This window comes from Terriglobus sp. TAA 43 (assembly GCF_000800015.1).
Taxonomy (GTDB): Bacteria; Acidobacteriota; Terriglobia; order Terriglobales; family Acidobacteriaceae; genus Terriglobus.
The window spans coordinates 3308866-3324330 of the sequence record NZ_JUGR01000001.1; the positions used below are offsets into that span (position 1 = coordinate 3308866).

Here is a 15465-nt window from a genome sequence, read left to right on the forward strand (position 1 = left end):
CAGTGCAAATTCGCACTGGCCTTTTGAATTAGGTGCTTTGACAGAGCATCTAGAAGATACGTCGAAGTAGTATTCTCTGGAGCTAAACTACATAGCTCGCCACAGCATTTTTTAAGGCTTGGTCCTCACGCAAATAGGTCTGCACTTTATGAATGTATAGTTCGGGTGACAAGCCGATGTTGCTTGCTATTTGTTTGTAGAGGTTTTTTCTATTTAGCAGCTTTAGCTTTTCCTTCAGATTCGAAGAATGTGCGGCGTTGTTGTAGAGATCACGACTAGTCCGGAATATTGCTTCGACATCAAGTGCCGATACAAATGTTGTCACTTCGGAACTCATCGAAGTAGCGTCGGTCGGCCGATGGGATGCAGAGAAGGTGGCCATCCGATTCCTAATTTGCTGCAACGCATGCTTAGCAGTCTGATCTATAAGAGCTGAGTCGAACGCAGATGTTATGACGTCTAGCGCAGATTGTTCCTTAGCTGCGGCGTCGGCTCGGCCGCCATACTCCTTGTTACAAACGAAACTTACGATTTCTGGCACGCAATAGAGGTTCTCAACTTCCGCGACCTCAAGAACTGCGATTTTCTTATCCCGTAGATATGCAATTTCATCTTCCGAGCGAAAATCTCGGTCAACTATTCCTGTTATGTCTTTGTCGCTCAAGAGAACTTCTGCATTGGCTGCTCTGACGAGCATCGAAACATCGTCGCAACCTCCAACGGGCTTTATCCTGTCGTTCGGAAATAGGAGGCGGTATAAGGATGCATCCAGGCTTCCCTGCGTGCCTTCAATGAAACGAATCGCTTTACGGGTGCCAAGAACTTCAAGCATTAACTGTTTTGGGAAATCCTCACTGGGTGGTATCTCTTGCCAATCCCAAGCTGAACCCGAAAAAGACTTCACCCAGATTGTTCTCGAAGCCTCCCTTGTGCTCGCAAACTCGAGATCTTGAGTGAGGTATATGAATTGGCAATCGGGCCTTGCTTGCTCTAAGAGATCCCAAAGCCTACCCGTTAGCGCCTTGTGGACATGCAATTCTGGCTCATCCACGATGAGGATATTGCCCTCTACTGCGATTAGGGTTTGTGCACAGAGGTAGAAAATAACTCTTTCCCCGTCACTCATCTTGGACCCTGAATAATCTGCTGAGCCGTTGTTAGCCGTAATCTTGTCGTCCGCCAGCGAAATATTTACGGATGGAAGCAGTTCCTTCCAGATTCGAAGAAGGACATCGCTTGCGTCTTTAGTGAGTTCGGGGAGTTCACCAATGCGCCCTCCTTCCTCATAGGTTTTGATTTTATCCACGTAAAGCGCGTTGCGACGGCGCATCGATGCGAAAAGTAGGCTTATAACGACGTCGAAGTCATCCAGGGGTTTGCCGATTCCGAAATCATTTTGCCAGCGATGGAAATTTCTTTGTTGCATGAGTTGACCTGTAGTTGCAAATTGGTTCAGATCAACATGCTGTGTCCCAACGATTAGAAGTTTTCTCGCCTGATCTTCCGGAATTAATTGCAAATTATCAGAAATGCTAAGAATCTTATGAGCACTTATGCGATGTACCTTATGGGCCTGCGCCTCTTCTATGCGCGCTCCCATACGGCTCTTGCCGGCGCCATTTGCTCCCACAATAACTAGGGATGTGTCGACATCAAACGAGATTAATGAGGTGCTGTTGGGTTCTGGAATCAATACAGTGGTTGGCATAACGAAAATCTAACGCTCCAAATGCAGGTCTTATATGCAGATTTACATCGATAACTTATGCTGATATCTAAGTTGTAGCAAGCAGATATGGCCCATCCAAATCCACTTTCGGTTTAGCCAAGGCCTTCCACGCGTACTGCACGCCCCAGAACAGGATCAGCAATCCCAGCGCGCCGCTGCCGAACGACACGAACAACATATAAAACGGCGAGATCAATCCCAGCCCCAGGACCCTCGTCACGCTATAGACCCACCCATGCGACTCGAACTTACTTGCATTCGTAGCGTTTCGCATTCACGAAATCATCGCGATACGAAAAGGTGCTGAGTCGAACCAGCCCTTGGCTGGCGACTATCTCGGGAGGGTTCTGCCACGCAATCCAAAAGCCTTTGCTGCCAAGGGAAACGATGCGGTCAGCGATCTCTTCGGAGGACAGGTTCTCGCTTGCAGGCAGATGCACCACCTCTTCCTCACTATTGCTTATGCTATCGATACCGAAAGCGCGCTTCGGATCGGCAACGGTGCCCATCCACCCGTTCAGAATCATCCCCATCTCTCGCATGACGCTATTCTGAGCAGGAAAGCGCTCCCAACGGTGTTGCAGTGCCTCGTTAAGCGCATCCGGCACACCATCCTTCGGTGTCACCAGAAGCACAGGCCCGCTCTCATCCACGTGATACCCATACTGATCTGCAATCATGCGTAACCGCTGCATCGGATCGGTGGGAAGAGGCTCCGCAGAAGCACCCCGCTCATGGCAAATATCGGAGCCCTTCCGCAACACAATCCCAGCAGGCACCCCGGCCTCTTTCGCAGCCACAGCCATCGTCATCAGAACAGACTCCGGATCCTTATGCTGCTGCTGCGCGCTCGCAACCCCACCGAATCCACCCACCAGCGCGACGAGGATAAGCCACCGTTTCATGCGCAGAATCCTACACGTCCCGTCGCGCTTTCATAAGCAGCTCCGGACTCGACTTCAGTTCGCTAGCGCGACTAGTCGGCGAAGTTCAGCTTCCGCTGTTCCATCATTTGCAAGAAAAAGACCTGTCGATGGCAGGAAGATTCCGCAGCAGCGTTCATCGGTGACCTGTAGCAATAACTTCGCTAGTACGCCGTAAGCCTCTTCTTCAGGCAGGTCGTTATTCTGTACATCGAAAGCAGCCCATGCTCGCTGCTCTCGCCAAAACCTACCGGCATCCTCAGGCAGGTAGGCTGCTCCTGCTTCCACGTCATCTTCTGTTTTGCCGCCGTAAGCTCCGAATTTATGGAACACGGTGATCAGGTAACTTCCCGCTTTAAGCCACACCAGATCCGGACTCTGTTGCGAAAAATACATCGGATTCGAGCCGTCATATGGCACACCAAACGCCTTCGTTGCGGGTTCTCGAATCGCTTCTTCACCAAGAAAGAACGGCTTCCGCATCAACAACACCATTGAGACCAGAGGTTCACCTTTCACCCTCCGTCCTAACAATGCACGCACCCAATCAAACAATCCCATAGCGCAAAGCATAACCGCGCGGCCCAAGCCGCTAGCAGGAGTAAACCGCATCGCGCCGCGCCCCTCAGAATCCCGCGGCTGGCTGCGCAGCGCCGAGAACCGCACGAAGTGCTGTCAACCCCACAACACCCCATCCATCCCAATAAACCCATCCCCAACAACCACTTAAAAGCCAAACTTTGTTGGCATGATCACCCACCCAGACTTTCTAAAATAAGAAAGAGCCCATACCTCAACCAACTCACTAAACCGCTAAGTCCTTTGGAAAGACGATTTTGCCTCTAACCCCAATAGTAAGACGATTTTAGAGACACCAAAACCGTAACTCCAATAGAAAGACGATTTTGCAAAAACAGGGGGGGGAGGGGGAGGGTACCCACCCTGCCGGAATCCGCCGCCTGCTCTCAACGCCCCGCAAACCTGCTTCTAAGAGGGAAGATTTGCAAATCCTTCAGCGGGAGCGCCGATGCGCCTGGGAATCTTTCACGTCTGGCACGGTTGGTTCGTACCCTTCTTCGTCTTCTGCGCAGCGGTAGCGTTTTCCAACGCCTTCCACTGGCTTGTCTTCCGGTTCGTCCGTAAGGAGGAGGGCAAGCAGAACCCACGCTTCTCCATCGGTCTAGGACTGCAGCAGCACCTCGGTAAACCAGCGCGGGCCATCTTCCTCATCACCTGCCTGTTCTTCGTCCTCCCATTCGTCCCGGTTCCCGAGAACGTCCACGCCATCCTCCGCGAGATCCTCGCACTCGCCATGGTGTGCTCACTGGGCTGGTTCGCTGTCGGCACGGTCTACGTCGTGCAGAGCATCCTCTATCGCCGCTACGACGTCACGTTGGAGAACAACGTAGACGCACGCCGCTTCCGCACGCAGTTCCAGCTCCTCCGCCGAGTCATCGTCGCATTCATCATCGTCATCACCATCGCGGCCTGCGCGTACACCTTCCACGACGACCGTCTCTGGCGCGCCGGCACCGGTCTGTTGGCCTCAGCGGGGCTCGCCTCGTTGGTACTGGCAAGTGCCGCGAAGTCCACTGTGGGCAATTTTCTTGCGGGCATGCAGATCGCCTTGACACAACCCATCCGTATCGATGACGTGGTCGTCGTGTCAGGGGAGTGGGGCCGCATCGAAGAAATCAACTCCGCCTACGTCGTCATCAAGATCTGGGACTTGCGTCGACTTATCGTTCCACTCAGTTGGTTCATTGAGAACAGTTTCGCCAACTGGACACGTGAGTCATCAGAGATCCTCGGCACAGCCTTCCTCTATCTCGACTACTCCGTCCCAGTCGAACCACTACGCCAGAAGCTCAGCGACATCGTTCACTCCGCGAAGCAATGGGATGGCAAAGTCGTCGGCCTGCAAGTCACGGATCTCCGCGAACACACCATGGAACTTCGTTGCCTCGTCAGCAGTCGCAACAGCAGCGAGAACTTCGATCTGCGCTGCACCGTGCGCGAGGAGATGATGACGTTCGTGCGTGAGAACTACCCAGATGCATTTCCCACAGCGCGCTTCCTGGCACGCCCAAAAGACCAGCCCAGCCAGTTTGAGATACCGGCGCCTACGGCATAACGATCACTGCTCTTCGGTAAGGTTCTCGCGGATATTCTCCGCCACTTGCTCAATGGAGGTTTCCTGGCTCAGCGCAGCCACATCGACATCGCGTGCCACACCGTACATGCCAAACTTCTCCGCCATCTCGCGGTTAATTTGCAGCAGCGCCGTGGTCTCTTTTTCCGTTAGCAGCAGTACTTGCAGCATCAGGTGCTCGCGCTCATCGGAGCGGCGACCCATGCGTTGTTGTCGCATCAGGATGAAACTCGCCAGCAGAATCGCCTCAAGCGCCACGATCGTGTCCAGCATCGCGAACGGATAGGGATCGAACCGCCATTGCTGAAAGCGCTGCAGTGTATTGCACAGAATCCAGCCAGCGAAAAAGACCAGGTGCAGGACGACAAATCGCATACTCCCGGCAAATCCGGCGATAACATCGCCAGCCCGTTCGGCAGCGGTCCGCTTCTCCGAGAACTCCTGCTCGTGTCGCGCGATCAGGTCAATGTGTTCCTGCACATGCTGGTGTGACAAGGCGGTAGGGTGCTCCTGCAACGGCGAATATGGCCGCTTGTGCAAGTGAGATGACAATTCGGTCTGCTGCGCCATCACGATCCGAGAGATTTCCATCTCCGTCGATACCTTTACGAATTCCTAATGGCTTCTTTATGGATTTCCTACGATCTTTCCGCCTCTACTCGAGAGTGAGGGAAACGATGCGTCTTGCAGCTTGTTCATTGCTCACATTGGCTCTTATAGGTCCCACCCAGCTTTACTCTCAGGTTCAACCCTCCGCACCACAACCGGACCGCAACTTCTTCCAGCGTTTGGGCGATGCGTATTGGCAGGACTGGAAGCCTTCTCCCTCAGCATCTACACCCGTATTAGCGCGCCGCGGCTATCGGGCACCCTTGGATTCCCCGCCATTTCCATCCACTGACTACTCTGTTGGCGGAACACCTGTTATCGGCGCGCCCGATACGCAGACTTACATCCTGATGCAGGCCATGAACCAGAACCGCTCGCGTATCAAGGTCTACGGTTGGTTGAATGGTGGCTTCAACGTTTCCACTTCCAACAAAGGCGACGGCGCAAACTCTCCCGCGGCGTATTACTACAACCCGAATCGCATCACTGCTGATCAGGCCGTGCTGTACATCGAACGCCTCCCAGACACAGTGCAGACGGGCCATGTTGACTGGGGTTTCCGTATCGCGCAGCTCTATGGGCAGGACTATCGCTACACCACCGCCAAGGGCATCCTGTCGCAACAACTACTCGTTCACAACCGCGAAAATGGCTACGACCCCGTCATGGCCTATATCGACCTCTACATTCCCAAGGTCGCTGAGGGGATGAATATTCGAGTAGGTCGCTACATTTCATTGCCCGACATTGAGGCGCAACTCGCACCGAACAACTACACCTACTCGCACTCCCTGCTTTACGGGGTCGATCCGTATACGCAGACAGGTATCGTAGCCAGCATCAAACTCTCAGATCACTGGCTGGTACAAGCGGGCCTGTCCGCAGGTAACGACGTGGCGCCGTGGACGAAAGATGCCAAGCCTACGCTTACTGCTTGCGTGGATTACACGTGGAACAAGGGCGGAGACGCGCTCTATACCTGTGCCAATTCCGTCAACGATGGCAAGTATGCCTACAACAATGTGCAGGGGTACTACGAAACCTGGTATCACCGAATCAACTCCACTTGGCATACCGACACCGAGACATGGTTCATGTATCAGCGTCAGGTCCCCAACATTGCCGGAAATGTTGCCGATCCTATACCCACTGAGACAGGAGCGAATGGCGCTTTTTGCTCTGCGGGTGAACGTACCTGTTTCGCACCGGAAGTGGCAGTAGTGAATTATCTTGAGCATCAATTCAACGCGCATCGCTATCTTTCCATCCGCAACGAGTTCCTTGACGACATCAAAGGCCAGCGTACTGGCTACACAACGAAGTACTCCGAACATCTGGTGAGCTACGGCATGTGGGTGGGATCGACGATTCTCTTTCGCCCAGAACTACGGCTGGAACACTCCTACGATTTGGCTGCATACGATCTGGGTACCAAGCGCACTCAATTCATCGTTGCAGGTGACCTAACCTATCACTTTTAGGAAACACTTCCCGGTTGCGTCATCACAGCATCGCCGGGAACAATTCGGCATTCTTATACATCCTGTTGCATCAGCGTGCATCTCAATCCGCAACTTTGCTTTACGAAGATTGTTCTGAGGTGACGTAATGCTGATCGTTCTTCTGATTGTTCTGCTTCTCGTCTTCGGTGGCGGCGGATACTACATGGGCCCTGGCATTGGGTATTACGGTGGCGGTGGTATCAGCTTGATCCTGCTGCTGGTCATACTGTGGCTGCTGTTCGGCGCAAGCCGCGAGCTCTAAAAGAGTCGGCCTCCTCGACGTCGTACGCAAGTAGGCGCGATGAGGCCATCGCTTTCGCTGATCTCGGGCAGGTACGGGGCAACGTAGGCAATACGCTTGCTCCAAGTTATGCATCTCATAGTAACGATGCCGGTTGCTACTCGAACGAATGCCATACGCCTGCAACCATTGCGGGCATTGAAAGAACACATTGTTGCGCTGGATGCGGCAATGCTTGTTGCCATCACCTCGACGGAGGTCGGTGCAGTCCATAAGCTGCGCACTACCACACGCCGTGTGCAGTCTCATCTTGAGTTGTTGGAGCTGTTGGGCCACGGCGACCACCCCATGCGTCTGCCGGAACATCACTCTCAAGCACGTGCAGTCACGCAGCGCCTGCGCCGCATTCGACGCGCTGCCGGTGCTGTGCGCGATTTGGATGTGCAGACCAGCATGATTGCGCTGGACGCACCGCAAAAGGCAGCAGTGCATAACGGCAGCACGGGTGATGTGGTGCGAAAGCAGGCCAAGAAGCTTCGCAAACATCTCGAAGCACAACGTGACGATGAAGCGAAGAAACTCGTGGCCGTGCTGAAAGACGAAGAACAGGATCTGGCCGCATCCCTGCGCGATCTGGAACAAATGATCAAACCTGCAAATCGACGCGGCATTACATCGGCCGCGCTGCTGGAACATGCGGAAGAGTTCTTCGCGACGCATGTAAAATCCGCGTTGCGCGAGCGTCGGCCACGAAAAAACGAAGACGCGCATGAGCGCTTGCAACGCCGACTGGAACGGCTCGATGAAGACGCGCTTCATACCATCCGCAAGGCTGCGAAATTATGCCGCTACATGGTGGAAACAGCTCCGGAAGGCACACCGGCGCGTGAGGCAGCCGCGCAGTTCGAGGCAGTGCAGGAAGCGGGCGGCCACTGGCATGACTGGCTGCTGTTGCAACAACTGGCCACAGACTTTCACGGGCGCAACGCAGAGTTGGCGCATCGATACGAGACACACACCAATGCAGCATTGGCAGACTATCGTTTGCGCTTGTCGGAGCTACTACCAAAGCTAACGGCGTAAATGTCCATCGACACTTACGCCGGTAGCTTGCATCGTGAATAGCCCTACTGTTTTGGCGGTTCGCTCTGCTGCTTCTCGGGCTTGCTCTCGTTTGTAATGTCCTGGCCGTTGTAAATGATGCGTGCTGACGAACGATAGCGGCGATAGTCGGTGTACTTCACCGTGTTGCGCATGTGAATGTCATTGGCCGGGCCGTCTTTGCTGGCGGCAAAGTGTACGGTGCCATCGGCGCGCGTGTAGGTGGGGAACCAGTTCACCGTATCCACCTGCTCGTAATACGTAGTGAAGGGAATCGAGAAGTGGCCGTGCTTGATGTCGTCAGGCACGTTCTTGCCATTGATCATCACAATCTCAAGATCCTTCTGATCTACCCAGACGCGTCCTTCGAAAAAGCGATGCTTGAAGTCAGCGTTCTTTGGTGAAGCGTCGAAGACGTACGTGTCCAGCTCATCCACCTTCTGTTTACCCACGTACTTCACGTCATAGTTCGGAAGCTCTTCCGTGGTCAGGACAAGTGGAATACGCTTCGCCACGTCTTCAAGATCGTAGGCGTCCAGGATCACGCGCTCCATGGTGTTCTGCGGCGCGAACACGACAGTCTCATTGCGCTTGCCGTCTTTATCAAAGCCGATGTCGGTCACCTGGCGATATTCACCATCCGGCTTGCCATTGTCGTCGTTGATCGTCTGCATCACCACGGCTTGGCGAAAGGTGTAGTTGTCGCGTGCCTTTACAAACTGCGACTCCTTCTTGCCCATCTCCGTAACGATCTGTTCCGGCGTCATGCCGGTGGGCTGCGAGGTGTCCAGTTTGCCCAGGCCGCTTTGCGCGACCGCAGTGGTCGCCATCAAGAATCCCGCCATTACACCTGCCAACACGTGCCGCATGCGTACGCTACTCCTAACCTTCGTATAGTTTGACGTGGACGGACCACTACTGGCGTACTTTGTTCCGCCGGTGTAACGTGGATACGTCTTTTGGCACGGTAGATGCCCTGGAGTGAATACAAAGTGAGTGCGAACGAGTCTGTCAATCGTCGTGAGTTTTTCCGTCGCGCGGGCGCAATGGGAATGCTGGGAGCCATGCCCGATGTAATGGCATTTGCGGAAGGCGGCCAGTCCAACGTGCAGCACGAAGTGGTGCCGAAACAAGAGGTTCCGGCTCCTACAGACACCATCAACTTTGCCGTCTGCGGCATGAGCCACGACCATATCTATGGAATGGTGGGCGCCATCATTCGCGGCGGCGGCAAACTGGTGGCTTGGCACGGCGCAGAGCCAAACAAGATTGCACGCTTCGCCAAGGCGTTCCCCAACGTGAAACAGGCGCACAGCGAAGAAGAAATTCTGAACGACAAGAGCATTCACCTTGTGCTCAGCAGCACCATTGCAAACGAGCGCGCCCCGTTGGGCATCCGCGCCATGAAGGCAGGCAAGGATTTCCTATCCGACAAGCCGGGCGCCACCACGCTGGAGCAGGTAGAAGCCATCCGCAAGACGGTGAAGGAAACGGGCCGCATCTACGCCATCCTGTACAGCGAACTTCTCGAAGTGAAGGCCGCCGTCTATGCAGGCGAACTCGTCAAGCAGGGCAAGATTGGCCGCGTGATCCAGACCATCAACATCGCTCCGCACCAGATCGTGCAGGGCTCCGGCAATGCCGGAAACGGTGGTGCCGATGCGCGTCCGGATTGGTTCTGGGTACCGGAGCAGTACGGCGGAATCCTGTGCGACATCGGCTCGCACCAGGTGGAACAGTTCCTGTATTACACGGGCTCCAAATCGGCTGAGGTTGTCGAATCACAGATCAGCAACATCGCTCACCCCGAACATCCCAAGTTCCAGGACTTCGGCGACATGGTGTTGCGTGGCGATAAAGGCTTCGGCTATGTCCGCCTCGACTGGTTCACACCGGATGCACTCGGCACATGGGGCGACGGACGCCTCTTCATCCTCGGCACCAAGGGCTACATCGAAGTCCGCAAGTACACCAACGTCGGTGTGAACAAGGCAGGCAACAACCTGTTCATGGTGAACGGAACAGAGCAGAAGTTCATCGACTGCAACAACGTCGATCTGCCCTTCGGTCGCCAGTTCGTTTCAGACGTGGTGCACCGCACGCACACTGCGCAGGACCAGGCGCAGGCACTGCTCGCCGCAGAGTTGGTAGTGCGCGCGCAGAAGCAGGCGAAGTGGGTCAAGTTAGATCAGGCATAAGGCTTTTGCAAAACCGGAAATTATTTCGTTAGGAGAATGAACCATGTCGCATCGTACGTTTACGCGCCGTAGCGCCCTGAAGGGGCTTGGTCTTGCTGCAGCCGCGTCGGCAACACCGCGCTTCCTTTCGGCCATGGCACTCAAGCCTTCGCCCATCCGTCTGGGCATCGCCAGCTACACCTTCCGTGAGTTCAAGCAGCCGCAGCAGCTTGTCGACTTCATGCACCAGCTGAACCTGAAGAACATCAACCTCAAGGACTTCCATCTGCCCATGGGGCCGCTCGATGAGGTGAAGAAGAACGCCGACTGGTATCGCAGCCAGGGCCTCGTCATCACGGGCGGTGGCACCATCTACTTCCCTAAGGACGAGGACGAAGACATCAAGGCGAAGTTCGACTACGCCAAGGCTGCAGGCTTTCCGATGATCATCGGATCGCCCTCGCACGCTGCTCTGGAACGCGTCGCAAGCTTTGTAAAGAAGTACGACATCAAGCTCGCCATCCACAACCACGGCCCCGAAGACAAGGAATGGCCGTCGCCGCAGGACATTCTTGCGAAGATCGGCAACCTCGATAAGCGCGTGGGCTTCTGCGTCGACGTAGGTCACACCATGCGCGCAGGCAAGGACGTTCCTGAAACCATCAAGGAAGTTGGCTCGCGCCTGTACTGCATCCACATGAAGGATCTGGCCGAGAAGGACAAGAAGGAAAGCCAGGTTGCCGTCGGCGAAGGCATCATGCCGGTGAAGCAGATCTTCGAAACGCTGGTCAAAATCAAGTACCCCGGCTGCGTCGATCTCGAATACGAGATCAACGGCAAGGACCCTATGCCGGGCGTCACCAAGAGCATCGCAACAGAGCGCAAAGTGCTCGAAGAGATGGGCTACTCCGCGTAGTCGCGATATCCCGAGAAACACAACAGCCGCTGGCATCGACCAGCGGCTGTTGTGTTTTTAGCCATAGACAAAGAGAAAGGCCTCGCCGAAGCGAGGCCTCTTCTGTAAAGCGATGCAGTGGATGTTAGACCGTCGGCTCCCAGCCCTTTTCGTAAGTGCGCTTGCGCTTCGCGGTAGCAGCGGGATCGTTCACGAACTGGCCCGTTTCCGGGTTTACCTTCAGTTCCTTCTTCAGGTCATAGGCAACGTTCGCCATCAGCAGCGAACCTACAGAGCGTGCCGCGTCTTCAATCGGCTGGTCCTGCTTCGTGCTGCTGTCCTTGATGCAATCAAGCCAGTTCTTGAAGTGGACGTCGGTCATGCCATCGCGGCCCACGGTGTCCATGCTGCTGGTCGTGCCAGCCTTGGGAACCTTCCACTCCTTAACGGTCTTGCCCTTCAGGTCGTGGATTTCGTAGCCATCGCGATCAATGATCACAGTGCCTTCCGTTCCCACAACGGCGGTACCGCGATCACGGCCCCAGTACTTGAGATGGTTGCAGCACAGGCACTCCCACTCAATCAGCTTGTTGTCGTACTCAAAGCTGGCGTTCAGGGTGTCGTAGAATTCCCAATCGTCCTTGAAGTGGTAACGACCGCCGGAGACAGAGACACGCTGCGGATACTTCACATCCAGGAACCAGCGAGCCACGTCGAACTCATGCGTACCGTTGTTCAGGGCTTCACCTGTGCCCCACACATGGAACCAGTGCCAGTTATACGGATGGACGTTGTCCTTGTAAGCCTGGCGCGGAGCCGGTCCCTGCCACAGGTCCCAATCAAGATTCGCCGGAACGGGAATGGGCTTGCCCACACCAATGCTCTTACGCTCGTTGGTGTACCAGGTCTTGGCATAGTAGGCGCGGCCAATAAGATTGCCGTCGCGCACTGCCTGCACCATTTCTCGGGTGTAGTCGGACGAGTGCTGCTGGTTGCCCATTACCACAACCTTGCCGTACTTCTTCTGCGCGGCAACCAGCAGTTCGGTCTCGTGCAGATTCTGGCTGCAGGGCTTTTCCACGTAAACGTGCTTGCCAGCCTTCAGGCCGTAGATGGCCAGCGGCGTGTGCCAGTGGTCAGGCGTGGCAATGGTGATGGCGTCCACGTCCTTCTGTTCCAGCGTCTTGCGGAAATCTCTGTCGGCCTTGGGCGCAACGCCGAAGTCCTTCTCGGTGGCGGCGGCATACTTGGCCAGGATCTTTGAGTCGACGTCGACGACATGCGTGATGTTGACGGCGGACTGGTTTGCCTTCAGGCTGCTCAGATGCGCGTAGGCGCGGCTGTTCAGGCCGATCACCGCCACGTTCACACGATCGTTTGCGCCCAGAATGCGTGCATAGCTGTTTGCGGTGGAGGTCAAAGCAAGACCGGCGGCAGTGGCGACGGCGTTGCGGGAAAATTCGCGGCGCGTGAGCATAATTTCTCCTTGCGGATGCCCATTTTATACACACAGCACCCCAATGGTCATACCACTTGCTAATCTTTCTTTCATGGCATTCGGTCGTCCACGCGCCACACGCACACCGCTCGATCGCGAACAGTTGATGGAGTATGCACTTAAGTCGCTCGGCGCACGCATGCAGAGCGTTCGTGACCTGCGCCGCAAGCTCATCGATCGCGCCGAACCCGGGCCGTCCGGAACCGAAGCCGTGGACTGGGTGCTGGCAAAGCTGCAGGAGTTGCGCTACCTCTCGGACGATCGCTTCGCCGCGGATTTCACACGTCTGCGGCAGGAGAATCGCAGCTTCGGCAGGCGTCGCGTTCAGCAGGATCTCCAGGCAAAGGGCATCGCGTCGGAAGTTATTCAAACCACTCTGGATGAGGCCTACGAAGGTGTCGACGAACAGGCATTGGTGCGGCAGCATCTGGAGCGCCGCCGCATCGCTGCACCGACGGACGAAAAGAGCACCGCGCGCGTTCTGCGCAGACTGACGGCGGCAGGGTTTTCGTCGAAGGCGATCTTTGCCGTGCTGCGAAGTCTGAAGAGCGGAGAGGAAGCTCTGGATCGCGCGGAGACAGATGCGCAGGACGAATAATCCCACGCATCCAAGCAAAGTGATGTTGCCTTCCACCATCATCGCCATCGACTGGTCCGGACGCGTGGACATCGCCGGGCAGCGGCGCCATATCGTTGCCGCAACGTGGCACGCGGGCAAGGTGCGCGTGGAGAGCGGCAGAACCCGCGACGAGGTTGTGGAGTGGCTCATCGCACAGGTGAAGAAGGATCCCGCCATGGTCGTGGGATTCGATTTCTGTTTCAGCTTCCCGGCGTGGTTCCTGCGTGAAGTGGGCGTCCACAGCGCGCCAAGGTTCTGGGATGTAGTCGCTGAACATGGTGAACGATGGCTGTCGCGCGAGAATGAAGATCGCCGTTTCTGGGGCAAGCCGCACAAGCGTCCCGCGGAGTTCAGTGGTGAACAACTGCATCGCATGCTGCGGGCCACGGACATTGACTGCAAGCTTGTCGCGCACATTCCTGAGGAAGAGCGCGCACTACGCGTAAAGGGCATCACGCCCAAGTCGGTGTTTCAGATCGGCGGTTCCGGTTCAGTGGGAACGGCCTCACTGCGCGGCGTGAAGACACTGCAGCAACTCCATGAAGCTGGCTTCCGTATATGGCCGTTTGATCGGCCAAAGGCGGGCCAGCCGCTGATCGTTGAGATGTATACCCGGCTGAATACCGGCCCTGTCCATAAATCGAATGCCGAGGCCAGAGCTGCGTATCTGGCGCGCAAGCGAAAGGAAGACGTGGCATATTCACGGCTCGGACCGGCAGCGATTGCAAAGGCGAAGGCCAGCGAAGACGCGTTCGACGCACTGGTCTCCTGCATGGTGATGGCAGAACACCGCGAGCAGTTTTATACGTTGAACCAGCCGCGCGATCCGGCTTATGCGTTGGAAGGATGGACCTGGGCGCCGCCGCCTTCCGGTCGATGATCCTTCAGAAGCATTGCGGCAACCTTGCTCCGGCTGATCTGCTTCTCGCGGTAGAGCAGGATGTCGCTGGCGTGTAGAAGGTCTTGCACGGTCATTTCATGGCCGGAAGACGTGGCCACGCCGATGCTGACCTGGATGCGAAAGGGCGTATTGTCCATGGCAAATAACGTGCATCCGGAAACGCCCTGTCGGATCTGGTTTGCGATCCGTTCCGCGTTGTCCTCTCCGCATTCGGGAAGCAGAACGAAGAACTCATCGCCACCGTGCCGGGTGATCACGTCATCCGTCGGCCGCAGCATCGCCTGCAGAACCCCGGCCACGGCGCGCAGGGCAGCGTCGCCCGCGGCATGACCCATGTTGTCATTGATCTCCTTAAAGCGATCAATGTCCATCATGAGCGCAGAGCAGGGCTTTTCTGAACGAATGCAACGCTGCAACTCGCGGTGTGCCACTACCTCCAGCGCACGCCGATTCAGCAAGCCAGTCAGGGGATCAGTCATGGCAATGCGTTCCATCTCATGGCGCGAACGCAGAGACTCCATGCCCAGAAAGCTGCCGCCCAGTCCCACAATAATGGTCATGCCAGCGTAAGCAAGCCAGCGTTGATGGAAGCTATCCGTAATGATGTCGCCGGTCCGTATGGCGAAGACCACAACATGCAACAACAGGAAGACGGCCATGGCGATATTTGCCAGTCGCGTTGGACTATCCTTCCGGCGCAACAGGAACCACACGTTCATTGCCTGCATCAGCGGGATAGAAAAAACGGCTGGCGCACGCCGAATGGGCCAGTTCGGAATAACGATGTTCAGGAGTACGGTGCCGAGAAAGCAGCCTACGGTGATGCCAATCATCCAGGGCAGCGTCTTGCGTACGCTCTGCCGGGTGGCGGACCCTATCGCAACGTGCAGGATGTTCGGCGTCGCCACAAAGAGAACAATGCCAGCCCAGTGAAGGGCATTCGAGCTGGTGCTCAGCGCAACCAGGCCGAGACCACCGCAGAAACACGTGGCCGCAATCCAGTATGCGGAACGATCTGTCTTTTCAGTTTGAATGGCACGGTACAGCATCGCCACTGCAAAGCCTGTGGACAGTAGCAATAAACCGTACATCCGGTAGATAGACAGGTTTTCCATGAA

Annotated in this window: 16 protein-coding genes; 8 read left to right on the plus strand and 8 right to left on the minus strand. The window is 55.8% G+C overall.

Annotated elements, in window-relative coordinates:
- Positions 1-82: 82 nt before the first annotated feature.
- The 4 genes from M504_RS13985 to M504_RS13995 all read right to left on the minus strand — a co-directional run bounded on the left by M504_RS13985 (position 83) and on the right by M504_RS13995 (position 3135).
- Positions 83-1708 (minus strand): DUF4435 domain-containing protein, encoded by a 1626-nt coding sequence (locus tag M504_RS13985; protein ID WP_084214342.1) that lies wholly within the window; start codon positions 1706-1708, stop codon positions 83-85.
- A gap of 67 nt (positions 1709-1775) precedes the next feature.
- Positions 1776-1949, minus strand: coding sequence for a hypothetical protein (locus tag M504_RS22095; protein WP_198137609.1), 174 nt, complete (start codon positions 1947-1949; stop codon positions 1776-1778).
- A gap of 28 nt (positions 1950-1977) precedes the next feature.
- Positions 1978-2634, minus strand: a complete 657-nt coding sequence (locus M504_RS13990) for a hypothetical protein (protein ID WP_047492432.1) — start codon at positions 2632-2634, stop codon at positions 1978-1980.
- Between the two features lie 54 nt (positions 2635-2688).
- Positions 2689-3135 (minus strand): hypothetical protein, encoded by a 447-nt coding sequence (locus M504_RS13995; protein ID WP_232296286.1) that lies wholly within the window; start codon positions 3133-3135, stop codon positions 2689-2691.
- A gap of 544 nt (positions 3136-3679) precedes the next feature.
- Here M504_RS13995 and M504_RS14000 point away from each other — a divergent pair.
- On the plus strand, positions 3680-4786 hold the full coding sequence (locus M504_RS14000; protein WP_047492439.1) for a mechanosensitive ion channel family protein: 1107 nt from the start codon (positions 3680-3682) through the stop codon (positions 4784-4786).
- 3 nt (positions 4787-4789) lie between these two features.
- Here M504_RS14000 and M504_RS14005 read toward each other — a convergent pair whose 3' ends face one another.
- A complete protein-coding gene (locus M504_RS14005; protein ID WP_232296287.1) occupies positions 4790-5374 on the minus strand; it encodes a DUF1003 domain-containing protein in 585 nt (194 codons plus the stop codon).
- Between the two features lie 107 nt (positions 5375-5481).
- Here M504_RS14005 and M504_RS14010 point away from each other — a divergent pair, with 107 nt between their 5' ends.
- The 3 genes from M504_RS14010 to M504_RS14020 all read left to right on the plus strand — a co-directional run bounded on the left by M504_RS14010 (position 5482) and on the right by M504_RS14020 (position 8239).
- The gene (locus tag M504_RS14010) at positions 5482-6894 is read left to right on the plus strand and encodes an outer membrane beta-barrel protein (RefSeq protein WP_198137610.1); all 1413 of its coding nucleotides are present in this window, start codon (positions 5482-5484) and stop codon (positions 6892-6894) included.
- 127 nt (positions 6895-7021) lie between these two features.
- On the plus strand, positions 7022-7177 hold the full coding sequence (locus M504_RS22100) for a DUF3309 domain-containing protein (protein WP_156993783.1): 156 nt from the start codon (positions 7022-7024) through the stop codon (positions 7175-7177).
- Positions 7178-7303: 126 nt separating this feature from the next.
- Positions 7304-8239 carry a CHAD domain-containing protein gene (locus tag M504_RS14020; protein ID WP_198137611.1) on the plus strand — a complete coding sequence of 312 codons (936 nt, stop codon included), beginning with the start codon at positions 7304-7306 and terminating at the stop codon, positions 8237-8239.
- Positions 8240-8283: 44 nt separating this feature from the next.
- On the opposite strand, the gene M504_RS14025 is transcribed toward M504_RS14020, so the two are convergent.
- Positions 8284-9126, minus strand: coding sequence for a hypothetical protein (locus M504_RS14025; protein WP_047492451.1), 843 nt, complete (start codon positions 9124-9126; stop codon positions 8284-8286).
- 123 nt (positions 9127-9249) lie between these two features.
- On the opposite strand from M504_RS14025, the gene M504_RS14030 reads away from it, so the two are divergent.
- Complete coding sequence (locus M504_RS14030; RefSeq protein WP_047492454.1) at positions 9250-10455, plus strand: Gfo/Idh/MocA family protein; 1206 nt, start codon at positions 9250-9252, stop codon at positions 10453-10455.
- A 43-nt stretch (positions 10456-10498) separates the two neighbouring features.
- Complete coding sequence (locus M504_RS14035) at positions 10499-11350, plus strand: sugar phosphate isomerase/epimerase (protein WP_047492457.1); 852 nt, start codon at positions 10499-10501, stop codon at positions 11348-11350.
- 124 nt (positions 11351-11474) lie between these two features.
- Here M504_RS14035 and M504_RS14040 read toward each other — a convergent pair whose 3' ends face one another.
- A complete protein-coding gene (locus M504_RS14040; RefSeq protein WP_047492460.1) occupies positions 11475-12806 on the minus strand; it encodes a Gfo/Idh/MocA family protein in 1332 nt (443 codons plus the stop codon).
- A gap of 73 nt (positions 12807-12879) precedes the next feature.
- Between M504_RS14040 and M504_RS14045 the strand changes: the two genes are divergently transcribed.
- Both M504_RS14045 and M504_RS14050 read left to right on the plus strand, forming a co-directional pair.
- Entirely contained in the window at positions 12880-13425 is a 546-nt protein-coding gene (locus tag M504_RS14045) for a regulatory protein RecX (RefSeq protein ID WP_047495028.1), read from the plus strand.
- Complete coding sequence (locus M504_RS14050) at positions 13409-14326, plus strand: hypothetical protein (RefSeq protein ID WP_232296288.1); 918 nt, start codon at positions 13409-13411, stop codon at positions 14324-14326. The genes M504_RS14045 and M504_RS14050 overlap by 17 nt, the downstream gene beginning before the upstream one ends.
- Here the strand turns inward: M504_RS14050 and M504_RS14055 are convergent.
- The gene (locus M504_RS14055) at positions 14278-15462 is read right to left on the minus strand and encodes a GGDEF domain-containing protein (protein WP_156993785.1); all 1185 of its coding nucleotides are present in this window, start codon (positions 15460-15462) and stop codon (positions 14278-14280) included. The two genes, M504_RS14050 and M504_RS14055, sit on opposite strands and share 49 nt — an antisense overlap.
- Between the last annotated feature and the right edge of the window lie 3 nt (positions 15463-15465).